Origin of the sequence: Mobilibacterium timonense (assembly GCF_900155555.1) — a bacterium.
In the GTDB taxonomy this organism is placed as follows: Bacteria; Bacillota; Clostridia; order Peptostreptococcales; family Anaerovoracaceae; genus Allobaileyella; species Allobaileyella timonense.
This window is the reverse complement of the sequence record NZ_FUHN01000006.1, coordinates 204,886-228,055: the sequence shown is the minus strand read 5'-3', so window position 1 is coordinate 228,055 and position 23,170 is coordinate 204,886. Positions and strand designations below refer to the sequence as shown.

Below are 23,170 nucleotides of genomic sequence, written 5' to 3'. Positions count from 1 at the left end.
CCATGAAGAGACTCAAGGCATTCGCGGCGGCCCTCGTGATCTTCCTCTGCATCACCGGCGGGATCCGCATGGTGGTGATGCACAGCGGCGTGCATAGCTCCAGCAGGGAATTCCGCTACTGGTACAACCCCTACAAGGACAAAAGCGCCCCGTCCCTCCAGGAGGCGCTCGGCAAGAATACCATGGTGATATTCGGATCGTCTGAGCTGGGCCACAGCAGAAAAAGCCCTTACTACATCAAGAACATGTTCAGCGAAAAGGCACTTGACGCCATGCTGATCGGCCAACCCTACTCGCAGGACATGAACCACGCCACCACCCTGGCCGCACTTGCCCCTTACATGAAAAGCAGGAAGGTCGTCCTTCTCCTGTCTCCAACGTGGTTCATGGGAAAGGACACCAGCCCTGAAAACTTCAGCATAAGATACTCGGATTCCGCCTACATCGGGATGCTCAGAAATCCCGACATCTCGCCGGCACTCAAGAGATCCATGGCGCAGCGCACCCGGCACCTGCTGCGAAACGACAAAGCGGCCCTTTCCAGGGTCAAGGCCTACGATGCGGTCTATCTGAACGACACCAGGGATCCGTTCACCAGACTGAAGGCGAGATATTACCAGAACCACACGATGCTCCAGGAGCGTGCCGCGCTGCTGATGGCAGAGCAGTACCGGCGCATCTCCGATCCCGGGACCGGCGCATCTGGAGCCCCAGGGCTTCCTGGAAAGTCCGGAAACGCGGAGCCGGCCAGGCTGCACTCCAGCGGATTGCGATCCAGCGGGCCGATCGTATCCCCCGGGACCACACCTGACTGGCAGGCCCTGCAGGAAGAGGCTCTCGCCGGCGTCGACCGCAAGACCAACAATCCTCTCATGATGAAGGACAGTGTCTGGAAGACCAGGTTCAGATCAAAGTACCGGTCCTCAAAAGAACTCCACGCCGGAACGGAGACCACAGTCTCCGGAGAATACGGCGACCTGGAGCTCTTCCTCCAGGTTTGCAAAGAGGAGAACATCAAGCCGCTGCTGATCATACAGCCCGTAAACGGCTTCTGGTATGATCACTCCGGTCTTAAAGCTCCGGCGCGGGACGGCTACCGGGCAAAAATCAAAGACGTCGCATCCCGATATGACGCACAGGTAACAGATCTTTCACAGTATGATTATGAGCCGGGAGTGCTCACCGACGCGGTGCACCCCTGGGGGAAAGGATGGGTGATCCTCGATGAAGTTATCTACAATTACTACAAAGCTCCGTAAGTACTTCAATGACCGCGAGTTCCTGAAGTACACCGGCCAGTTCCTGCTGATGATGACGATTATCTACCTCTTCAGCATACTTTCTCTCGGCATCCAGTCACCGGCATTCACATACTCGGTGTTCTAAGCCTTGCTGGACTCCATCCTCTCAGCGCCTCCGCGTAAACCCAACGCCGCTTCAACGCCGCTGATCATATCTTCGATCGACACTACCAGGGGCCGGACTGTATTTCTCAGTTCCGCCCCTGTTTTTTTGCAAAAGCGCTATTCTCTTATACTCGGACCTCACGATCGCCTGATTTTCGCTCAATATATGCGGTATTCAGCACCTATCTTTTCTCCAGAGATCCCCACGATCCAGGATCCACTGTGTGACTTCCCATTTCGACTTCTGGTATCATTGCGGATCTACAACGTTCAGAGAACTGGATCGTGATCCTTTCCTACATGGGATGATGCTTTGATACCAAGTTTCAGCCTCATAAAGATATGACGCCCATACATGAATGGGGTTTCCGAATTCCTGTGGTGATCAGGGTACTGACGTAAAAAACTCATGTTTTTTTGATCGACCACAGCGGGATATCAATGTTTTCAAATCCCGGGGTAACCAAAAAAATGAAAAAGGACACTCTTTCGAGTGTCCCTGTCTAACTGGCGACGTCCTAATTTCCCGGGCAGCTTCCCGCCAAGTATCTTCAGCGCTAAGGAGCTTAACTTCTGTGTTCGGGATGGGAACAGGTGTATCCTCCTTGCTGTAGTCACCAGATATGAGCAGTAAGAATGCTATACTTTCCTTCTGCTGTTTGTGAGAGCAGCGCCCTCAAAATTGAATAACACATCCAATCTAGAAAACCTTTTCTGGTCAAGTGATCGACCTATTAGTATCAGTCAGCTCAATGGATCGCTCCACTTACACCTCTGACCTATCAACGTGGTAGTCTCCCACGAGTCTTACCTTTCGGAGGAAATCTCATCTTGAGGGGGGCTTCGCACTTAGATGCTTTCAGCGCTTATCCCTTCCATACTTAGCTACCCGGCTATGCCCTTGGCAGAACAACCGGTACACCAGAGGTATGTCCATCCCGGTCCTCTCGTACTAAGGATAGCTCCTCTCAAATTTCCAACGCCCACAGCGGATAGGGACCGAACTGTCTCACGACGTTCTGAACCCAGCTCGCGTACCTCTTTAATGGGCGAACAGCCCAACCCTTGGGACCTACTTCAGCCCCAGGATGAGACGAGCCGACATCGAGGTGCCAAACACCCCCGTCGATGTGAACTCTTGGGGGGTATAAGCCTGTTATCCCCGGGGTAGCTTTTATCCGTTGAGCGATGGCCCTTCCACTCGGTACCACCGGATCACTAAGCCCGACTTTCGTCCCTGCTCGACCTGTTTGTCTCGCAGTCAAGCTCCCTTTTGCCTTTGCACTCTTCGCGCGATTTCCGTCCGCGCTGAGGGAACCTTTGGGCGCCTCCGTTACTCTTTAGGAGGCGACCGCCCCAGTCAAACTGCCCACCTGACACTGTCCCGGTACCGGTTCACGGTACTCGGTTAGAATTCCAACGTTACAAGGGTGGTATCCCAACGGTGACTCCACCAACACTGGCGTGCTGATCTCGCAGTCTCCCACCTATCCTGTACATCTAACGCCGAAACTCAATATCAAGCTACAGTAAAGCTCCACGGGGTCTTTCCGTCCTGCTGCGGGTAACCGGCATCTTTACCGGTACTACAATTTCACCGAGCCTATTGTTGAGACAGTGTCCAGATCATTACGCCTTTCGTGCGGGTCGGAACTTACCCGACAAGGAATTTCGCTACCTTAGGACCGTTATAGTTACGGCCGCCGTTTACTGGGGCTTAAGTTCCGTGCTTCGGTTGCCCTGACACTTCCCCTTGACCTTCCAGCACCGGGCAGGCGTCAGCCCCTATACTTCAGCTTTCGCTTTAGCAGAGACCTGTGTTTTTGGTAAACAGTTGCCTGGACCTCTTCACTGCGGCCCTCTTTCGAGGGCACCCCTTCTCCCGAAGTTACGGGGTCATTTTGCCGAGTTCCTTAACAATAGTTCGCTCGCTCACCTTAGGATTCTCTCCTCATCTACCTGTGTCGGTTTGCGGTACGGGCACCTTGGATCTCGTTAGCGGCTTTTCTCGACAGCGTGAAATCAGTTGCTTCCGGTCTTACGACCACCCCATCACGCCTCAGCATTAATAAGGAAACGGATTTGTCCTGCTCCCTCTGCCTCGACGCTTGGACATGCTTTACCAACAGCATGCTCAACCTATCCTTCTGTGTCCCCACTTCACTCAAGCGATCCTCGGTGGTACAGGAATATCTACCTGTTGTCCATCGCCTACGGCCTTCGCCCTGGGCTTAGGTCCCGACTGACCCTGAGAGGACGAACCTTCCTCAGGAAACCTTAGATTTTCGGCGGACAGGATTCTCACCTGCCTTACGCTACTCATGCCAACATTCTCTCTTCTATACAGTCCATCTCGCCTTCCGGCTCGACTTCGTCCCGTATAGAATGCTCCTCTACCAATACTTACGTATTCCAAAGCTTCGGTGGTAAGTTTCAGCCCCGTTTATCTTCGGCGCAGGACCACTCGACTAGTGAGCTATTACGCACTCTTTGAATGTATGGCTGCTTCTAAGCCAACATCCTAGCTGTCTGTGCGATCCCACATCCTTTTCCACTTAACTTACTCTTTGGGACCTTAGCTGTTGATCTGGGCTGTTTCCCTTTCGACCATGGAACTTATCTCTCATAGTCTGACTCCCAAGTATGATACTACGGTATTCGGAGTTTGATAGTTGTTGGTAACCGGTGAAGGCCCCGCGAACAGTCAGTGCTCTACCCCCGTGTATCTTTACCTTGAGGCTAGCCCTAAAGCTATTTCGAGGAGAACCAGCTATATCCGAGTTCGATTGGAATTTCACCGCTATCCACAAGTCATCCTGACCTTTTTCAACAGATATAGGTTCGGTCCTCCATAACCTTTTACGGTTACTTCAACCTGCTCATGGATAGGTCACCCGGTTTCGGGTCTACAGCATGCAACTCTTCGCCCTCTTAAGACTCGGTTTCCCTACGGCTCCGTTACTCCAGTAACTTAACCTCGCTGCACACCGTAACTCGTTGGCCCGTTCTACAAAAAGTACTAGGTCACTTGCGCTCCCTATGCTTGTAAGCATCAGGTTTCAGATTCTATTTCACTCCCCTCCCGGGGTTCTTTTCACCTTTCCCTCACGGTACTATTCGCTATCGGTCACTGGCTAGTATTTAGGCTTGGAGGGTGGTCCCTCCTGCTTCAGACCGGGTTCCACGTGTCCGGCCCTACTCTGGTGTCATCTGCGCGTCTTCTGCTTCGTCTACGGGGATATTACCCTCTGTGTCGGAACTTTCCAGTCCTCTTCGACTCGCATACCTCGATCGCATTGTGATGATCCTCAACCCCGAAGCAAGCTTCGGTTTGGCCTCTTTCCCTTTCGCTCGCCGCTACTCAGAAAATCGATGTTTCTTTCTCTTCCTGAGGCTACTTAGATGTTTCAGTTCACCTCGTTCCCTTCCATGAGCTATGTATTTACTCATGGATACATGGACATTGCTCCATGTGGGTTCCCCCATTCGGACATCTGCGGGTCAACGGATATGTGCTCCTTACCGCAGCTTTTCGCAGCTTATCACGTCCTTCATCGGCTTCCAGTGCCAAGGCATCCACCTGATGCTCTTTTGTACTTGACCAATGTCACGCTCTCGCGTAACTTGTCGCCTACCAGCGTTAGTAGGCTCTTCACTATTGCTTACTCTCAGTGAATTCTGGTTTTCTCTCAACAAATCTTCTCTGAAATCGTTACCCTTCCCGATCTGCTCTTCGCAGATCAGGCTTATCTCGATTCGTTGTCAATTTGTTTCTCTTTCTCTTGGTGTGTTATTCAATTTTCAAGGTGCTGCAGACCCATTCGGGTCAGCTTCCGGATCTACCGGAATGGTGGAGAATAAGGGGCTCGAACCCTTGACCCCCTGCGTGCAAGGCAGGTGCTCTCCCAGCTGAGCTAATTGCCCATAAACTAATAGTACAAAGACTTTCCAGTCTCCTTAGAAAGGAGGTGATCCAGCCGCTCGTTCTCGAACGGCTACCTTGTTACGACTTCACCCCAGTCATTGGTTTTGCCTTAGGTAAACTATTTATCGTCCAACTTTGGGCACCCCCAACTTCCATGGTGTGACGGGCGGTGTGTACAAGACCCGGGAACGCATTCACCGCGGCATGCTGATCCGCGATTACTAGCAACTCCATCTTCGTGCAGGCGGGTTTCAGCCTGCAGTCCGAACTGGGACCGGTTTTAGTGATTTGCTCCGCCTCGCGGTTTTGCTTCTCTCTGTACCGGCCATTGTAGCACGTGTGTAGCCCAGAACATAAGGGGCATGATGATTTGACGTCATCCCCATCTTCCTCCGAGTTGACCTCGGCAGTCTCGCCAGAGTCCTCAACTTAATGTTAGTAACTGACAACAAGGGTTGCGCTCGTTGCGGGACTTAACCCAACATCTCACGACACGAGCTGACGACAACCATGCACCACCTGTCTCTGCTGTCCGTAGAAGGGCCCGGTTAAGGACCTGTCAGCAGGATGTCAAGTCCTGGTAAGGTTTTTCGCGTTGCTTCGAATTAAACCACATGCTCCGCTGCTTGTGCGGGTCCCCGTCAATTCCTTTGAGTTTTACACTTGCGTGCGTACTCCCCAGGCGGAGCACTTATTGCGTTAACTGCGTCACTGAATCCATTCGGACCCAACAACTAGTGCTCATCGTTTACGGCGTGGACTACCAGGGTATCTAATCCTGTTTGCTCCCCACGCTTTCGTGCCTCAGTGTCAGTTGCAGTCCAGAAAGCCGCCTTCGCCGCTGGTGTTCCTCCTAATATCTACGCATTTCACCGCTACACTAGGAATTCCGCTTTCCCCTCCTGCACTCAAGTCTTCCAGTTCGCAAGGCGAACAGCAGTTAAGCCGCTGCCTTAGACCTCACGCTTAGAAAACCACCTACGCACTCTTTACGCCCAATAATTCCGGATAACGCTTGCCCCCTACGTATTACCGCGGCTGCTGGCACGTAGTTAGCCGGGGCTTTCTCCTTGGGTACCGTCACTTCCTTCGTCCCCAAGAACAGAAGTTTACAGCCCGAAAGCCTTCTTCCTTCACGCGGCGTTGCTGCATCAGGGTTTCCCCCATTGTGCAAGATTCCCTACTGCTGCCTTCCGTAGAAGTTTGGACCGTGTCTCAGTTCCAATGTGGCCGATCACCCTCTCAGGTCGGCTACTGATCGTCACCTTGGTGAGCCGTTACCTCACCAACTAGTTAATCAGACGCAGGCCCATCTCACACCGATAAATCTTTGGCCGATACAACATGTGTTGTTCCGGCGTCATGAGGTATTATTCATCGTTTCCAATGGCTATCCCTCTGTGTGAGGCAGGTTGCCTACGCGTTACTCACCCGTCCGCCGCTGTCCATGAACAAAATCTACCGAAGTTTCATTCATCCATTTCTCGCTCGACTTGCATGTATTAGGCACGCCGCCAGCGTTCATCCTGAGCCAGGATCAAACTCTTTTTATGTTGTATTCATCGGGACTCTATCCCGTTTGAATCGATCCTGATTTCAGATCTGACGCTTTGCGCTCGATCTCGTTTCGAAATCATTGTTTTAAGAATCGTACGTGAACCACTTGACTTACCATCTCATGATTGCTATGTACATTTGTCTTTGGAATCGTATTGCTACAAGTTCCTTTGACTGGTATTCTTTGTACTATTTAGTTTTCAAGGTGCTGCGCCGCTTTCGTGCGACAGCTTGTTTATTATACGGCGCTGAACCAGGCTTGTCAAGAACTTTTTTCGATTTGTTTAAATCTTTTTTCGTTCTTTACTTTTCGGATCCGAAAATCCGAATAATTAGTGGCTTTCTCGCCGTGGATGTTTATTATAACAGAAAGAGCGATATATGAGAACCCCTTTTTTCGATTTTTTCTCTCCATGTTTCCCTTCAGCATTTTACCTTTTTTTGTTGCTCAAACATGGGCCTTATTGTATAAGTTAATCGATAGATCTGTTCTGTCAATTGAGGTAACTCACATGAAGTTCAGAAACCATTTATATGTTGAAACAGGGATCCTCATTTTTCTTTCCCTGATATGTCAGGTATGTCAGACAGGTGCTCCCTGGATATGGGGGATTCCTGCTGTATTTTCCATCTGCGTTTTCATTGGTCAGCTGGTGGATGGGTTCAGAGATAAGAAAGAGATAAAAGAAGGCAGGGCTCTTTCTGCATGCGACAAACTGTTTCTGGCCGTTCTCGTCTCGGAACTTCCTCTCATCTTCCTCTTTCGCAACGGACCGGATGAAATGCAATCGTTCATAACGGATTATATCGTTTTTATCTGTGTATCTATCGTGGTCAAAGCAATAGTACAGTTTCTATTTGATCATTACATCAGGCGAATTCGCGAACGGTGACCATCCTCGCAATCATCGCTTCATGCGCATCAAGTAAAAAAGCCAGGCCCGCGACACTCGTTCCATGTCGCAGACCTGACTTCTTTTTTTTTAATTATCCTACCAGCGAAGGGGCTGCACTACATCATGCCGCCCATTCCGCCCATGCCGCCCTGCATTGCTGCAGCTGCTGCGGCAGGATCGTTCTCCTTGATTTCAGTGATGCCAGCCTCTGTTGTCAGGAGCATTCCAGATACGCTTGCTGCATTCTGCAGTGCGGATCTTGTCACCTTTACAGGGTCAACTACACCAGCCTCGATCATGTTTACGTACTCGCCTGTAGCTGCGTTGAATCCAACGCCAGGCTCGGACTCCTTGATCCTGGATACGACTACGCTGCCCTCGCATCCGGCGTTCTCGGCGATCTGTCTTACTGGCTCCTCGAGAGCTCTCAGAACGATCTTTGCACCGGTCTTCTCGTCTCCCTCGAGGGAATCTGCGTACTTCTCAACTGCACCGAGGGTGTTGATCAGGGAAACTCCGCCTCCGGATACGATACCTTCCTCTACGGCCGCTCTTGTGGCGTTGAGAGCGTCCTCGAGTCTCAGCTTCTTCTCCTTGAGTTCTGTCTCTGTGGCAGCTCCTGCCTTGATGACAGCAACGCCGCCCTGGAGCTTGGCAAGTCTCTCCTGGAGCTTCTCCTTGTCGAAGTCGGATGTGGTGTTCTCGATCTCACCTCTGATCCTGTCGGCTCTCTCCTGGATCTCGCTCTTGTCTCCCATACCGTTTACGATGACGGTGTTGTCCTTTGTAACCTTTACAGTGCCGGCTCTGCCCAGCATGTCAACGGTGGTATCCTTCAGCTCGTAGCCCAGCTCCTCGCTGATCACTGTGCCGCCTGTCAGGATGGCGATATCCTCCATCATGGCCTTTCTTCTGTCGCCGAATCCAGGCGCCTTTACTGCAACTACGTCGATAGTTCCTCTCAGCTTGTTCACTACCAGTGTAGCCAGAGCCTCGCCCTCAACGTCGTCAGCGACGATCAGCAGCTTCCTGCCGCTCTTCATGATGTCCTCCAGCAGAGGCACGATCTCCTGGATGTTGGAGATCTTCTTGTCTGTCAGCAGGATGTAAGGGTTGTCGAGAACGGCCTCCATCTTCTCGTTGTTTCCAGCCATGTATGGGGACAGATATCCTCTGTCGAACTGCATACCTTCTACTACCTCAAGGGAAGTATCAAGGGATCTGCTCTCCTCGACCGTGATGACACCGTCCTTGCCTACCTTGTCCATAGCCTCAGCGATCATCTCGCCGATCTCATTGTCGGCTGCGGAGATGGAAGCGACCTGAGCGATGCTCTCCTTGTCGTTTACCTGAACGGCGCTGTCCTTCAGCTCTTTTACTGCTACATCAACAGCTCCGTTGATACCCCTCTTCAGGATCATAGGATTTGCTCCGGCAGCGACGTTCTTGAAGCCCTCTCTTACGATGGACTGTGCCAGAACTGTAGCTGTCGTGGTTCCGTCGCCGGCGATATCGTTGGTCTTGGTAGCTACTTCCTTGACCAGCTGAGCGCCCATGTTCTCCACCTGATCCTCCAGCTCGATCTCCTTGGCGATGGTTACACCATCGTTGGTGATCAGTGGGGAGCCATAGGATTTCTCGATGAGAACGTTCCTTCCCTTAGGTCCCAGTGTGATCTTTACTGTATCTGCCAGCTTGTCGACGCCGGCCATGAGCTTTCTTCTAGAATCCTCTCCGTAATGAAGTTCCTTTGCCATTTATTTGCCTCCGTTTAGAATAATGATTTCGTTGTATTATGTAAAAAAGTTAGGCCTCGATGGTAGCCAGGATGTCCTTCTGGTCCACGATGGTGTACTCCTCGCCGTGGAGCTTCAGATCAGTCCCTGCGTACTTGGAATAAACGACTACGTCGCCGACTGCTACTTCCATCTTAACGTCCTCTGTTCCAGGGCCAACTGCTACTACCTCGGCCTCCTGTGGCTTCTCCTTCGCGTTTCCGGAAAGGATAAGACCTCCCTCGGTCTTCTCGATAGCCTCGAGCTTCTTGATGACAACTCTGCTTCCCAGGGGTTTGATGCCTGCACTCATTTCTTACCTCCATAGATCCGACGATCTTTCACTGAATATAAAATGTTAATGATATGCGATTTCATTTCTACTTGTTAGCACTCAATATTCTCGAGTGCTAACTCACAATCATTATTCTACTCACGGTCTCCCTTCCTGTCAACAGACTCAGAAAAAAAATAAAAGGCAGAAAGGTGAAGATACCTTCACATTCCTGCCTTTTAACGCGATCATTCCGAACTGAAAGTTATGTTCTCATCTATTCCCACCTTGTTCCGGCTCCGAGCTCTACAGCTTTGTCGTAGATGACTTTTGCCGCGCAGAGATCCTGGGACGCAACGCCGACTGTTTCGTAGACGATTATCTCGTCGTCAGATTCTCTTCCAGGGATCCTTCCCGCAGTCACGTCTCCGATGTTTCCGGTGATGTCGTCTCTGGAGATGATGCCCTCGGAGATCGGGATCAGCAGGTCTCCTGTTTCTGCAAGAGCAGCATCGCAGGAGTCGCAGTAGATCTTTGCTGCTCTAGGCAACACCGCAGGATCCATTTCATGCTTGTGAGGTTCGTACGTTCCCACGCAGCTGATGGTACATCCCTTCTTGATTTTATTCCCGTCGAATACAGGCTTTGGCGAAGGAGTCACCGTGATCACGACGTCTGCGTCCTCGATAGCATCGTCGGAGTTCTTCGCAGGGATAAACTTCACGCCGTATTTTCCGAGCTCCTCATCCATTCTGCTGCAGAAGGCATTAAGACGCTCCTCGTTAAGATCGAAGATCTTCACTTCCTCGAGATCGCAGGCGCAGATCATCGCCTCGAGCTGAGTGGCGGCCTGCCCGCCCGTGCCGATGAGACAGCCTTTTTTTGCATCCTTTCTCGCAAGAGCCCTGAAGGCCACGCCGGAGGAAGCTCCGGTCCTGTACTGAGTAACGGTGTTGCCATCCAGAAGCGCCGTGATGTATCCTGTCTCTCCGTCGCAGAGCATCACCTGTGCCGGGGCGGAGATCAGCCCCTTATCGATGTTTTCCGGGAAAATGTTTATCACCTTTACGGCGGCAGCGTTCATGCTCTCGGCGTATGCAGGCATGAACAGGAACTCTCCCTTAGGTGCCGGGATCTTTGTCCTGAGCGGGATGTCCGCGGTACCATCGGCGACCATCTCAAACGCCTTCTGCGTGGCATCGATGATGTCGTTCATATCAACTATTTTTCTTATGTCTTCTCTCGATAAAAGCAGCATTGTTCTCCTCCTGATAAACGATCTAGAAATCCGCTTCAACGTACAGGTCCGCAGGATCGATGGCATCGACTACGGACTCCTTCCAGTCCTCTTTTTTCACTTCCTCGATGGATACGGAAAAGTATCTCTTCTCCATGCTCATCTTCTCCGACAGAAAATCAGCCACTCCTTCAGCGATGTCCATCTTTGTTTCGTCCGATCTGCCCGGATACATTTTTATGTCGATGTGAGGCATTTTATTTTCCCTCCCTCTTATCCTTGCGATTTGAATGAATAAAGCTTATGGACATGTAGATCAGCACTACAGCCACGATATACGTCATAACCTTGACCGGCAGCTCCTTGACGATGAAATAGGCCGCCAGGACTCCGAAGATACCCGTAATGGATGCGATCACCGCCGCGCCCCTGTTATACCTTCCAGCCTTGATGAACTCCACGCTGGCCGGCGGCATGAGCAGGGCACAGGACCCCATCATGATAGGGAACGCAACAGTTATGTTGAGGCCCATCAGAGCACATAGCGCCATGCAAGGGGCGTAGAGGCCGACTCCGGCACACATGAGCATGCCCAGGACAAAGTTGATGAGTACGGCTACGATCAGCTTTCCGCCTGTAAGGGCAGTCGCATATCCAAGTATCCCGAAAGGTCCAACTCCGTTGATCTTGCAGACGAGGATCACGGCCACGCACGGTAGCGTGATGGACATGATCGTCCGGATGTTTCTCACCGGCAGGTGGGCTATGATCTTTCCTCCCACTATCCCGCCAAGCATGGCGGCAGCGAGCATGGAGAAAAGGGTAAGGGTATCCACCTCGATGATGTTCATAAACAGCAGGGCCTCCACGATGACCGGTACGGCGAAGATCACGTTTCCGTTGCCCGGAAGGTCCTCGTCAGGACTCAGCTTGGTGAGCTTGAAAAATGCGGCCTGGGTGGCGTTGCTGCCGACGCCCAGCGTATCCAGCAGGTTCAGTACGAAGCCCATTATCCCGTAGATGACCTTGTGCTTTACAGGTACGTCCTTCGGACCGTTCTGCCTGCAGTCCTTCACGATGAGTGCGAATATTCCCACCGCGAACACGAGCATAATTATCCTTAATATGGTAATGATCATGGTTTTCCTCCGATCCGTCAGCTGTCAGAACATCAGATGTGGTGATAGTTGTAATCTGCGGAGAGATCCCACGGCTGCATCGCCCCTCCCTGCTCTGCCGGTCTGCAGTTCTTCGCGTATATGTTCAGCACGCCCTTTTCCTGCTTGAGAGGTGGCTGCTTCCAGTTCTTTCTCCTCTCCGCCAGCTCCTCGTCCGAGACCAGAAGGTTCACCGTTCCGCCGGCGATGTCCATCTCGATCTCGTCTCCGTTTTCGATGAGAGCGATAACTCCTCCGTCGTAGGCCTCCGGGGACACGTGTCCGACTATGGCACCATAGTTGAATCCGGAGAATCTCGCATCGGTGATCAGGCCGACGCTCTTGTGGAGATCCTTTGCGATGAGCGCGTCTATGCTGAGCATGAGCTCCTTCATTCCAGGAGCGCCCTTGCAGCCTTCATAGCGGATAACTATGATGTCTCCCGGAACGATCTCTCCGGCCATGATCGCGTCATACGCCGGCTTGTCTCCTTCGTATACCTTTGCTTTTCCCTTGATGTGCATGACGTCTTCGAAGACAGCTGTAGGCCTTACGATGGCCCCGCAAGGAGAGATGTTCCCCTTGAGTATCTTCAGTCCAGGCTGCTTCGAAACCGGATCCTCCAGTGAGTGGATGACGTCGTTCGCCTCTCCCTTTACTGTATCCAGAATGTCCTTCCACGTGTTTCCATAGATGGTCGGAGCGTCCAGGTGGAGCTTTGACTCGAGCTGCTTCATCACGTTTTTGACGCCTCCGGCGTAGTGGAAGTCCACGACTGTGTACGGACCGCTTGGGATGACGGCGTTGATGCAGTATATCTCCTTGGCGAACTTGTCGAAGTCGTCCAGTGTGAGCTCGATCCCCAGTTCATAGGCGTAAGAAAGGATGTGGAGCACTGCATTCGTGGAGCCGGCCACTGCCATGTCGAACATGATGGCGTTTTCCAGAACGTCTCTCGTGATGATGTCCTTAGGTGTGCGTCCTGATTTCGCCAGCTTTACCACGTACTTGCCTGCGGCTCTGGCCGCCCTTATCCTGGCGTTGTCTGAGGCAGGTATGGTGGATGTGCCAGGCATCACCAGGTTCAGGACCTCTCCAAGCATCTGCATGGTGTTTGCAGTACCCATGGAAGGGCAGGCTCCGTACGAAGGACATACGCTGTCCTCCATAGCCATCAGCTCTTCCTCGCTGGCTCCTGAAAATCTGGCGGAGTCGAGGTCGGCTTCTACAACGGTCTTCCCGCAGTAATTTCCGGCCTGCATGGAGCCTCCGGTGACCACCAGCGCAGGAATGTCCATTCTGCACGCAGCCAGATAGCAACCTGCAAGGATCAGGTCGCAGGTCGCCACGCAGCAGATGGCATCAAAGTTGTGAACTCTGGACACGAATTCGATGGACATGGCTACGATGTCTCTTCCCACTTGCTCGTACTTCATCTCGTCGGCTCCGTTTGCAACGTTGCCGCAGGTCGCCGGGATCCCGAACTCAACAGGGATGCCACCGGCCGCCCAAATTCCTTCCTTGACAGCCTCGGTGACCTGTCTCAGGTGAGCCGTTCCCGGAGAGCCGGACATGTATGAATTGGGAACTCCGATATGAGGTTTGTTTCTGATATCATCATCAGAATATCCGGCAGCCTTCATCATCACCCGGCGATGGGCAGTTTCCGCACCATTCCAATAACTGTAACCCATTTTTTCTTCCCCTTTCATGATGTGAGAATTAAAGAATGAGTGGCCACTTCACAGTTTGTTAGTTAATTAACTTTCTCTTCGTGAGTTCATCATACAGTATTAAAAAATTAAGTCATAGTTACATAAACAGCTATTTATGTTAAGATTCTCTTACATCCAAGGAAACGTCTATTTTTTGACAATATTTTAAGGTTTTCTTACATCAGCCTTCAGAAAGATTTACATCTTTTCTGCAAACAAGATCGATAAAAACGGTGGAGGAAATAATTAAGATGGATAAGTACGAAATAATAGCCACGGTCTACCGAGAGAAAAGCATTTCAAAGGCGGCGGAAAAACTGAACTACACCCATTCCGCGGTGAGCCAGACGGTGAAATCCTTCGAGTCTAAGCTGGGTTTCCCCATCTTCCGCAGGACGAAATACGGAGTAGAGCCAAACCCCTACTGTGAAGAGATCTTCCGGTCTCTGGAGACAGTCTCCCTGGAGCTGGAGCACCTGGAGCACACCGCGGACAATCTCAGGAACCCGGACAACGGCATCATACGCATTGGCACCATCCAGAGCATCTCATACACCTGGCTCCCGGCGATGATATATTCTTTTTCCGAGAGATACCCCCACGTAAAATTCGAGATCGTGGTAGACGGCTTTCAGGGCCTTCACAAGAGGCTGTACAGACGCGAGGTGGACCTGATCTTCACCACCTCGGTGGCGGCCTACGAGAGGCCTTTCATACCGATCTGCCAGGACGACCTCATGCTGGTGACTCCTCTCCGCCACAGGCTCGCAGAAAAGCTGAACGTGACCCTCCAGGATGTGGACCACGAGCCGTTCATCCTGTCTGCAGATGGTTTGGAGTACGAGGCGGGGCTCCTGTTCCAGATGAACGGCATCTCTCCCGAGATCCAGTACTCTCTGAACGACGACTTCGCCGTACTGAACATGGTCCAGCACGGCTTCGGGGTCAGCATCCTCCCAAAGCTTCTACTTCGCAACATCCCGTTCGATGTGTGCATAAGGCCATTTACGGAACACATCTACAGGACCCTCGGTATAACGGCCAAGTCAAAGGACTCTCTGCCCCTGGTGATCCGGATGTTCATCGAGTTCGCGGAGGAATGGCACAAGGAGCAGCATGTGCAGTAAGTAAAAAAAAGCGATCACTCAGAGGCGTCACGCTTCCGGGTGATCGTTTTTCATCAGATTTTATATCTTCTGGAATGGAAGCCTTTGAAGACGGGCACTCCAGTGTACGTGAGGATCTCCTCTTCGCCCCTCAGGGCCCTGTATGCACCTGCCGCCAGGGCTTCCATCTCCATTTCTCCGGGCTTCACCCATACCGGCGCCAGCCAGCCGGCATAATCCTTAAGTCTCTCCACGATATAGTCGCTTCTGGACATGCCTCCGGTTATCAGGATGGCGTCCACCTTTCCCTTAAGGACCATGGCGCAGGCGCCGATCTGCTTGGCCACCTGGTAGATCATTGCGTCGAATATGAGTGCGGCGTACCTGTCGTCCTCCTTGGTGATCCTCCGCTCTATCTCCACAGCGTCGTCGGTGCCCAGCTGGTCGATGAGTCCTCCCTTTCTGGTCAGGCGCTCCTCCAGCTGATCGTAGGTGTAATTACCGCTGAAGGCCAGCTTCAGGATCTTAGTGGTCGGGATGCTGCCTGCTCTCGTAGGTGTCATAGGGCCGTCTCCCGCAAGCACATCGTTGCTGTCCACCATCTCACCCTTGCGGTGAGCGGTGACGGATATGCCGCCTCCCATGTGGACCACGATGAGATTGCAGTCGTGGTAATCCAGGCCTTTTTCCTGGCAGTACTCACGTGCCACCGCCTTCTGATTCAGGCAGTGGACGCGGCTCTCTCTGTATATGCCCTTCAGACCGGAGATCCTGGCCAGGTCCTGGAACTCATCTGTATCCGGCGGATCCACGGTAAAACCTCTCCCACCGTATTTATTCACCAGCCGTCTGCAGATCTGGGCCGCCAACATGGCCGGATGGTGGACACCAGCCGCCGCGGTCTCGCAGTCGTATATGAGCTTTTCGTTGATCTGATACACGCCGCTCTTGCAGGAGAGCATGCCTCCCCCGCACCCCACGAAGGCATCAACCTTATCCAGAATGACCTCGTTCTGCTGGCAGGTCCTCTCCACAAGAAGAGTCCTGTATCCAAGCTGGGACTGGATGGTCTCGAACCTGGCCATCTCGCTGCTGTCGTGATACAGCCTCTCCACGAAGATCTTTTTCTGGTTGACGAAGACCCCTACCTTGGTAGATGTGGATCCGGGATTTATCACTACTATCCTGTATTTCTTTTCCTGGCCTTCTTCCCCGCCTTTTTCCTGGCCCGTCTTCTGGCCCTTCTCCTGAGCCTTATCCTGATCCATCTCCAGCATCCTTTCAATATATACCAGTGCCGGGGAATAACACCCCGGCAAAAATCATTCCTTATTAAATCAATGCTCAGCCCTTCTGCGGGCACTGGAACCGCCGACACATGGGACAGGACTGAGCACGGGGGAAAAACTGATACCATCAGTGGAGGTCACCGACGTAAGACAGTTTTTTCTGTTAAGCCTCCTTTGCTGCCTTCGACTCCCTGATGGCGTCGATGAGCAGAGGTACTACCTTGAAAAGGTCTCCGCAGATGCCGTAGTCGGCGATCTCGAAGATAGGCGCGGCATCATTCTTGTTCACCGCGATGATGTACTCGGAATCCTGCATGCCAGCCTTGTGCTGGATGGCCCCGGAGATACCGAGGGCGATGTATACTTTAGGGTGCACTGTCTTTCCGGTCTGCCCTACCTGGTGGTCTGCACTGATCCAGCCGGCATCAACGCAGGCACGGGAAGATCCTACCACTCCACCGAGCTCGTCTGCCAGCTCCTCAGCCAGCTTGATGCCGCCTTCCACGTCCTTTGCGATGCCCCTTCCGACAGATACGATGTAGTCCGCGCCGATCAGGTCTACCATCTTCTTGGCGGCCTTTACGATCTCAACTACCTCTGTCTCTATGTCCTCAGGAGCCAGCTTGAACTCAGGGTGGATCACCTTGATGGAAGCTGCTTTAGCGTTATCGAATTCCCTCTTCATCATTACGCCCGGACGAACGGTGGCCATTGCCGGACGGAAGCGAGGGCAAACGATGGTGGCCATCAGGTGTCCTCCGAATGCAGGTCTGGTCATCTTCAGGTTGGTCTTTACGTCGAAGAGCTTGCTGTCGAAGTTCATTCCGTCTACATCAAGGGAGGACCCCGTCCTCAGGAAGTTTACATAGCCGTCAAGGTCAACGTCCAGGTGAGTGCAGTCTGCGCACAGTCCCGTGTGGAGTCTTGCTGCGCACCTCGGAGCCAGGTCTCTTCCGATATTGGATGCTCCGAAGAGAAGGATCTCAGGCTTGTATTCCTCCACCATGTCGCAGATGACCTTGGTGTATCCCTCTGTTGTGTAGTTCTTCAGGAGAGGGCTGTTGCATACGATCACGGAATCCGCCCCGTATCCTCCGATCTCCTTCGCGATGCCGTCGACATCGTCTCCCAGCAGGATACCGCACAGGTCCACGCCCAGCTCGTCTGCCAGTTTTCTTCCCTCCGAGATGAGCTCGAAGGTGGTGTTCATCATTTTGCCCTGACGCTGCTCACAGAACACCCATACGTTCTTGAAGGCAGCTATATCAGCACTGTTAAAAGCCATTGTCTGTTTCTCCTTCCTTAGATGATATGCTTGTCTGTGAGTATGGATACCAGCTGCTTAGCTGTTTCCTTGCCGGATCCTTCCAGCATCATGCCCGCACCCTTCTGAGGCGGAGTGAATGACTTGTAGATGTTCGTCGGGGAGCCCTTCAGTCCGATGGTGGTGGCATCGATGAGAGGGTGATCCTTCAGTGTGTTGTAATCCATGATGTGGAGAGGCATGTCGAAACACTCTTCCGTTCCCAGAACGGTCATGTATCTCGGAGTGTTCAGCTCCTTGATGCATGTGATGAGGCAAGGTGTCTTCACCTTGATGGTCATGTATCCGTCCTCCAGGATCCTCTTGATGGTGAGCGTCCTGCCGTCCTTCTCTATGTCTCCTGCATATGTGACCTGAGGGATGTGGAGCTTCTCAGCGATCTGAGGGCCTACCTGAGCCGTGTCTCCGTCGATGGCCTGGCGTCCGGCCAGCACGATGTCTTCCTCTTCGAGTCCATATGTGTCGATGGCTGCTGCGATGATCTGAGATGTAGCATAGGTGTCGGAACCACCGAACTCTCTTGCTGTGATGAGAACTGTCTCATCTACGCCCATGGCCATGAGCTCTCTCAGCATCCCTTCTGCCGGTGGCGGTCCCATGGTGAATGCGACTACCTTGCATCCCAGCCTGTCCTTCAATGTCAGAGCCGCCTCGATGGCGTTCAGGTCATCAGGGTTGATGATCGTCTGCATCGACGCTCTGTCCAGGGTCCCGTCTTCTTTTACTGCTACCTTCCCGGAGGTATCAGGAACCTGCTTTACTGTTACGAGAATTTTCATTTGTTCACTGCCCTCCTTACTTTCTCAGAAGATTGCTGGAAATAACGATCTCCTGTACCTGGCTGGTGCCCTCGTAGATGCTGGTGATCCTCGCATCCCTGTAGAGCTTCTCGACCTTGTACTCCTTGATGTATCCGTATCCGCCGTGGATCTGGACTGCCTTGTAGGCACACCTGTTGGCTGCCTCGGAGGCGAAGAACTTGGCTATGGAGCAGGCCTTGGAAGCTTCCTCAGAGCCGGCGTCCTTCAGCTGAGCGGCGTGGTACACCAGTTGGCGGGCAGCCTCAACGTCCGTCGCCATCTCTGCGATCATGAAGCTCACGCCCTGGAAATCCGCGATAGGACGGCCGAACTGCTTACGCTCTTTTGCATATTTTACAGACTCGTCCAGGCATGCCTGAGCGATACCTACGGCCTGTGCCGCGACTCCCAGGCGGCCTCCGTCCAGGGTCTTCATGGCGGTCTGGAAGCCCTTGTTCAGCTTGCCGATAAGGCAGTCTTTAGGAACCCTTACATCCTCCAGAACAACGTCGCTGGTAGGATATCCTACGATACCCATTTTCTTCTCCGGAGCACCGAGAGACACGCCCGGAAGATGCATGTCAACGATGAACATGGAGATCCCTCTCGATCCCTTTGCGCTCAGGTCTGTCTTTGCAAAAAGGATGCACCAGTCTGCCATAGGAGCACCGGAAATGAAGCACTTACGGCCGTTGATAATGAAATCGTCGCCATCCTGAATGGCTGTGGTAGTTGTTCCGCCTGCATCGGATCCTGCACCCGGCTCGGTCAAAGCGAACACAAGGATCTTCTCGCCTCTGGCGACTGGAGGAAGATATTTTTCCTTCTGCTCCTTGCTTCCCGCCAGAAGAAGAGGTCCGCCTCCCAGAGAGTTTGATGTGTTTGCGTAAAGAGCCAGAACTGCGCTCTGTCTCGCGAACTCCTCGTCCATAAGCGCGTATGTGAGGTGATCGCATCCGGCGCCGCCATACTCCTTAGGTATCTTGACACCCATGAAACCGTACTTTGCCATTTTCTTGTGCATTTCCCAGTTGAACTCACCGGTCTCTTCCAGCTCGTCCAGAATCTCTTTCGTGAATTCTGTCTCGGCGAACTGGCGGAACAGCTTCTGCTGCAGGGCATGCTTCTTGTCCAGAATCATATTTTCCTCCTAAGTTTTAATTTATTTCTCTGCCGGTGCCGGCTCACCGATACCAGCATTAATTTACGATTATGCAGGTATCTCGTGCTTGGACTTACCCTCTGTCATGATCTCGTAGATGCTTTCAACTCCGCACTCTGCCATCTGCTCGCCGGCTTCCTGCGTGAAGAATGCCATGTGAGGCGTGTGGTAGACGTTTACGAAAGAGCGGAGATACTTGAGCTTGAAGTAAGGCATTCCCTCGGTCCTGATGATGTCCTCGTTGTGATCCACGTGGATGATCCCGACCTCTCCCGGGAAAGAATCCATGAACAGAGCACCGATCTTCTCGGTCTCAACGCCGTCGATTATGGCATCGATATCCATGAGCTCGCCTCTTGCGTTGTCTACGATAATGACGCCCTTCTTCATCTTGGCGATGGCATCGGCGTTGATGGTCTTCTCGGTTTTTGGAAGAAGCGGTGTGTGGATGGTGATGACGTCGCTCTCTCTGAAAAGGGTATCCTCATCCACGTAGGTGGCGTATTTCTTTACCTCGTCGTTCTCGTAGATATCGTTAGCCAGGATCTTGCAGCCGAATCCGGAGAGGATCTTAACGACCGTGGCACCGATCTTTCCTGTTCCGATAACACCAACAGTCATAGTCCTCAGCTCTCTTCCCATCTTTCCTCTGAGAGTGAAGTTGTTGTCGTTGGTGTCATAGAGAGCCTTCTTCTGCTTTCTGATGCACATGAGAATGGACATTACTGTGTACTCGGCAACTCCGTTCGGAGCGTAGCTTCCGTTGCACAGCTTGAATCCAAGCTTCCTTGCGTACTCGACATTCATGTGGTTATAACCAACGCAGCGGGATGCCAGCACCTTTACGCCGTATTCCTTGAGCTGATCCAGCACTTCATTGCTGTACGTGCTTTGTCCGAGAGTCGTAACTCCGTCGGCTCCCTCGGCCATGTTCACGGTGCTCTCGTCCAGGTTCAGGCTGGTGATGTCGACATCGATTCCAAGCTTCTCACACAGTCCCTTGATCACAGGTTCTTCATCAGGTCTTACTTCGTATGCAGCGATTTTCATAACGATCTCCTTTGCGATCTCCGCGATAATAATTCATTAAATTCCCGGCGGGGCGAAAACTTGGGGAAAACCGCCCCACGGGAGCATCAATTATTGACTAATCTCTGAGTGCCGGATCCATAGGCACAGCCGCTCCGGACTCCTCCATGGATCTGATCTCGTCTTCTGAATATCCAAGCTGGGTGAGTATCTCTTCTGTCTGCTCTCCCAGGTACGGTCCTCTGTTGTAATCAGGCAGTCCCATCTCCTTGAAGATCACCGGCGGTCTTACGAGGGTACGCTTGTTTCCGTTGCTGTACTGCATCTCGTAGAAGATATCGGACGCCCATGCCTGCTTGTCCACAAGCAGGGTATCCCAGTTCTGGGCAACCGCATAAGGCAAGTCAGCGTCATCCAGGATCTTGCACCAGTCTGCGCAATCCTTCTGAGCGAACTGATCTGAGATCCACTCGGAGAAGATCTTCCTGTTAGGAACGAGGTTCTTTTGTGGGTAGAACCGTGGATCGTCGGCCATTTCAGGATGTCCCATGGCGTTCATGAGCACTGGATAATGTCTGTCGTACTGCGGCATCGCGATCTGCAGCCACTGGTCGTCCTTTGTCCTGTAGCACATCGTCAGAGGATTTCCGTTCTCCCATCTCTCCATAGGGAACTTGCAGCTGTCCGATCCGTACTGGCTGGCCTGGAGCATCAGGGATACGTCCCATACCGCGCTGTGGAACAGAGATACGACTACCTGATCTCCTTCGCCGGTCATCTTAGCTCTGTACAGTGCGGCCAGAACTCCTGCTGCCAGGTTCATTGCGACCTGGTGATCTCCGAATCCCTGTACCGTCAGCATAGGTGTGCTCTTCTTGTCTCTCAGCGGTCCGAGGATGCCTCCGCGAGCGTAGAACGCCGTGAAGTCGAATCCCGGCAGGTCCTTATCAGGTCCCTTTTCGCCGTAGCCGGAGATATATCCCATTACCAGCTTAGGATACTTTGCGTGGAGAGTATCCCAGTCCAGGCCTGCTCTCTTGAGAGGTCCCTGACGCCAGTTACAGATGAAGATATCTGCGTCTGCGATCAGCTTCTCCAGAGCCGCTCTTCCTTCCTCTGTCTTTGTGTTCAGTGCCACACAGCGCTTTCCGGCGTTTTCCAGATCATATGAGGTGTTCTCCTTCTGATCCAGAGGCCTTCCTTCGTTTACTGCCGTGTATCTGAGAGGATCTCCCTTTGGGGCCTCTACCTTGATAACATCTGCGCCCAGGTCTGCCAGGAAACGGGCAGTGCAGGGAGCTGCGATAAATGTAGCCATCTCCACGACCTTGACTCCCTCCAGGGGCCGCTTAACTTCGCTCATCTTTTCCTCCTTTTTTCAAAAGCACCATCAAGATGCACTAGATCGTAAGAATATCTCTGAATGTCTCGAGGTTCGTGCGCACCTGCTCGAACTCCTTCATCTGCCTGTCTACTTCTACCAGCGCAACAGGGATGTCCGCGTCTTCGCAGGCCCTCTTGATCATCACGTAATCGAACTCTTCAGGGTCGCAGAACTTGGTGAGGACCACGATCACGCCCTTTGCGCCCCTCTCCTTCGCGGTGTCCACGATCCACTGGATGCGCGGCTTTTCCGCGTTGTACAGCACCGAGCAGTTGTCCATGTCGGCAAACTTCTGAGCGAGGTTTGTGAGAGGATCTTTTCCCTCTGGAACGTCTGTCCTGTACTGTCTGGACTGAGCTGCGACGTCGTCAGCCACGATGTGCATGTTCATCTCGTCAAAGATACTGTTCAGGCCAGGAGCATCTGTTAGGATGCCGGACACAAGAACCGGTAGCTTTTCATCTGCTGGCTCGCTCTTCTCCAGATCGGCGATCAGCTGCTCTACCAGCGCGGTGTGCTCTTCCTTCGTCATGAAGAAGGCGCTCTTGAAAATGTCGCTCCTCTCAGCGGCTGTGATCTCGGGATGGCCTGCCAGTACCTGGTCAAGCTTCCTCATCGCCGCGTTGTGCTCGTTGTAGATCTTGCAGGACTGAGCCAGCTTTTCCTCGTCGTAGGTACCGCCGGCCTTCTCCAGATCTCTTATTACTCTCTCGTAGCCTGCCCTGGTGAATTTGATGCCGTAGTCAGGCTTCCTGTTCTGAGGATATGTCATAGGGATGAACGGGATGTCCTTCACTGCGTACTTCCAGTTTTCTCCCAGGCACTTCAGCGTATCACAGAGAGAAGGGACTACCAGCGCACTGGCTCCTTTGTACTCGTCCTTCATGCCAAGCTCCAGGATTGACTGAACGATGGAGCAGAGGAATGCAGGGAAATACTCTTTCGACCTGTTCAGCTCAATGTCCGCTCCCCATGCTCCCATAGGTACGAACCCCATGGAGCTGATCAGCTCATCTGGTGTATATACAGGCGCCGTGAGGACTACCTTCTTGCCCTCTGCCAGGTACTTGTCCATCTGAGCTCTGGGAGATACTGCCACCTGGTGGAATTTTTCCAAAAGTTCTCTGTTCACCG

General features: G+C 52.6%; 17 protein-coding genes, 1 tRNA gene and 3 rRNA genes. 4 read left to right on the top strand and 17 right to left on the bottom strand.

Translation table 11 applies throughout. From position 1 onward, the window contains the following. The first annotated feature begins 2 nt into the window (after positions 1 to 2). Positions 3 to 1,259 carry a D-alanyl-lipoteichoic acid biosynthesis protein DltD gene (dltD, locus tag BQ7382_RS01985; protein ID WP_077390465.1) on the top strand — a complete coding sequence of 419 codons (1,257 nt, stop codon included), beginning with the start codon at positions 3 to 5 and terminating at the stop codon, positions 1,257 to 1,259. Then, on the top strand, positions 1,225 to 1,386 hold the full coding sequence (locus BQ7382_RS09525; RefSeq protein WP_159437198.1) for a hypothetical protein: 162 nt from the start codon (positions 1,225 to 1,227) through the stop codon (positions 1,384 to 1,386). The genes dltD and BQ7382_RS09525 overlap by 35 nt, the downstream gene beginning before the upstream one ends. A gap of 525 nt (positions 1,387 to 1,911) precedes the next feature. On the opposite strand, the gene rrf is transcribed toward BQ7382_RS09525, so the two are convergent. The 4 genes from rrf to BQ7382_RS01965 all read right to left on the bottom strand — a co-directional run bounded on the left by rrf (position 1,912) and on the right by BQ7382_RS01965 (position 6,884). Beyond that, a 5S ribosomal RNA gene (gene rrf / locus BQ7382_RS01980) occupies positions 1,912 to 2,028 on the bottom strand. Positions 2,029 to 2,120: 92 nt separating this feature from the next. Continuing rightward, a 23S ribosomal RNA gene (locus tag BQ7382_RS01975) occupies positions 2,121 to 5,009 on the bottom strand. A 245-nt stretch (positions 5,010 to 5,254) separates the two neighbouring features. Continuing rightward, positions 5,255 to 5,330, bottom strand: a tRNA-Ala gene (locus BQ7382_RS01970). A gap of 37 nt (positions 5,331 to 5,367) precedes the next feature. Further along, positions 5,368 to 6,884: ribosomal RNA gene (locus BQ7382_RS01965) — 16S ribosomal RNA — on the bottom strand. Together the 16S, 23S and 5S rRNA genes with 1 tRNA gene alongside form the textbook arrangement of a ribosomal RNA operon. 516 nt (positions 6,885 to 7,400) lie before the next feature. On the opposite strand from BQ7382_RS01965, the gene BQ7382_RS09420 reads away from it, so the two are divergent. Continuing rightward, positions 7,401 to 7,781 (top strand): hypothetical protein, encoded by a 381-nt coding sequence (locus tag BQ7382_RS09420; protein WP_144082058.1) that lies wholly within the window; start codon positions 7,401 to 7,403, stop codon positions 7,779 to 7,781. 119 nt (positions 7,782 to 7,900) lie between these two features. Here BQ7382_RS09420 and groL read toward each other — a convergent pair whose 3' ends face one another. The 6 genes from groL to ilvD form a co-directional block, all read right to left on the bottom strand. Further along, positions 7,901 to 9,541 carry a chaperonin GroEL gene (groL, locus tag BQ7382_RS01955; RefSeq protein WP_077390463.1) on the bottom strand — a complete coding sequence of 547 codons (1,641 nt, stop codon included), beginning with the start codon at positions 9,539 to 9,541 and terminating at the stop codon, positions 7,901 to 7,903. Between the two features lie 49 nt (positions 9,542 to 9,590). Beyond that, positions 9,591 to 9,872, bottom strand: a complete 282-nt coding sequence (locus tag BQ7382_RS01950; RefSeq protein ID WP_077390462.1) for a co-chaperone GroES — start codon at positions 9,870 to 9,872, stop codon at positions 9,591 to 9,593. A 238-nt stretch (positions 9,873 to 10,110) separates the two neighbouring features. Continuing rightward, entirely contained in the window at positions 10,111 to 11,091 is a 981-nt protein-coding gene (locus BQ7382_RS01945; protein ID WP_077390461.1) for an ornithine cyclodeaminase family protein, read from the bottom strand. A gap of 22 nt (positions 11,092 to 11,113) precedes the next feature. Continuing rightward, a complete protein-coding gene (locus tag BQ7382_RS01940) occupies positions 11,114 to 11,326 on the bottom strand; it encodes a tautomerase family protein (RefSeq protein WP_077390460.1) in 213 nt (70 codons plus the stop codon). 1 nt (position 11,327) lies between these two features. Next, on the bottom strand, positions 11,328 to 12,209 hold the full coding sequence (locus BQ7382_RS01935) for a TSUP family transporter (RefSeq protein ID WP_235847914.1): 882 nt from the start codon (positions 12,207 to 12,209) through the stop codon (positions 11,328 to 11,330). Between the two features lie 32 nt (positions 12,210 to 12,241). Beyond that, complete coding sequence (gene ilvD / locus BQ7382_RS01930; protein ID WP_077390459.1) at positions 12,242 to 13,921, bottom strand: dihydroxy-acid dehydratase; 1,680 nt, start codon at positions 13,919 to 13,921, stop codon at positions 12,242 to 12,244. A 272-nt stretch (positions 13,922 to 14,193) separates the two neighbouring features. On the opposite strand from ilvD, the gene BQ7382_RS01925 reads away from it, so the two are divergent. Then, positions 14,194 to 15,069, top strand: a complete 876-nt coding sequence (locus BQ7382_RS01925) for a LysR family transcriptional regulator (protein ID WP_077390458.1) — start codon at positions 14,194 to 14,196, stop codon at positions 15,067 to 15,069. 53 nt (positions 15,070 to 15,122) lie between these two features. On the opposite strand, the gene buk is transcribed toward BQ7382_RS01925, so the two are convergent. The 7 genes from buk to BQ7382_RS01890 all read right to left on the bottom strand — a co-directional run bounded on the left by buk (position 15,123) and on the right by BQ7382_RS01890 (position 23,168). After that, positions 15,123 to 16,316, bottom strand: a complete 1,194-nt coding sequence (gene buk, locus BQ7382_RS01920; protein WP_077390457.1) for a butyrate kinase — start codon at positions 16,314 to 16,316, stop codon at positions 15,123 to 15,125. 184 nt (positions 16,317 to 16,500) lie between these two features. Beyond that, a complete protein-coding gene (gene acrA, locus BQ7382_RS01915; protein WP_077390456.1) occupies positions 16,501 to 17,622 on the bottom strand; it encodes an acryloyl-CoA reductase electron transfer subunit beta in 1,122 nt (373 codons plus the stop codon). Positions 17,623 to 17,639: 17 nt separating this feature from the next. Continuing rightward, positions 17,640 to 18,440: an acryloyl-CoA reductase electron transfer subunit gamma gene (gene acrB / locus BQ7382_RS01910; protein ID WP_077390455.1), complete on the bottom strand. Its 801-nt coding sequence runs from the start codon at positions 18,438 to 18,440 to the stop codon at positions 17,640 to 17,642. Between the two features lie 16 nt (positions 18,441 to 18,456). Continuing rightward, positions 18,457 to 19,602, bottom strand: a complete 1,146-nt coding sequence (locus tag BQ7382_RS01905) for an acyl-CoA dehydrogenase family protein (protein WP_077390454.1) — start codon at positions 19,600 to 19,602, stop codon at positions 18,457 to 18,459. Positions 19,603 to 19,671: 69 nt separating this feature from the next. After that, positions 19,672 to 20,673, bottom strand: coding sequence for an NAD(P)-dependent oxidoreductase (locus BQ7382_RS01900; RefSeq protein ID WP_077390453.1), 1,002 nt, complete (start codon positions 20,671 to 20,673; stop codon positions 19,672 to 19,674). A 97-nt stretch (positions 20,674 to 20,770) separates the two neighbouring features. After that, the gene (locus tag BQ7382_RS01895; protein ID WP_077390452.1) at positions 20,771 to 22,015 is read right to left on the bottom strand and encodes a CaiB/BaiF CoA transferase family protein; all 1,245 of its coding nucleotides are present in this window, start codon (positions 22,013 to 22,015) and stop codon (positions 20,771 to 20,773) included. A gap of 37 nt (positions 22,016 to 22,052) precedes the next feature. Further along, positions 22,053 to 23,168: a 2-hydroxyacyl-CoA dehydratase subunit D gene (locus BQ7382_RS01890; RefSeq protein WP_328587309.1), complete on the bottom strand. Its 1,116-nt coding sequence runs from the start codon at positions 23,166 to 23,168 to the stop codon at positions 22,053 to 22,055. Positions 23,169 to 23,170 lie beyond the last annotated feature (2 nt).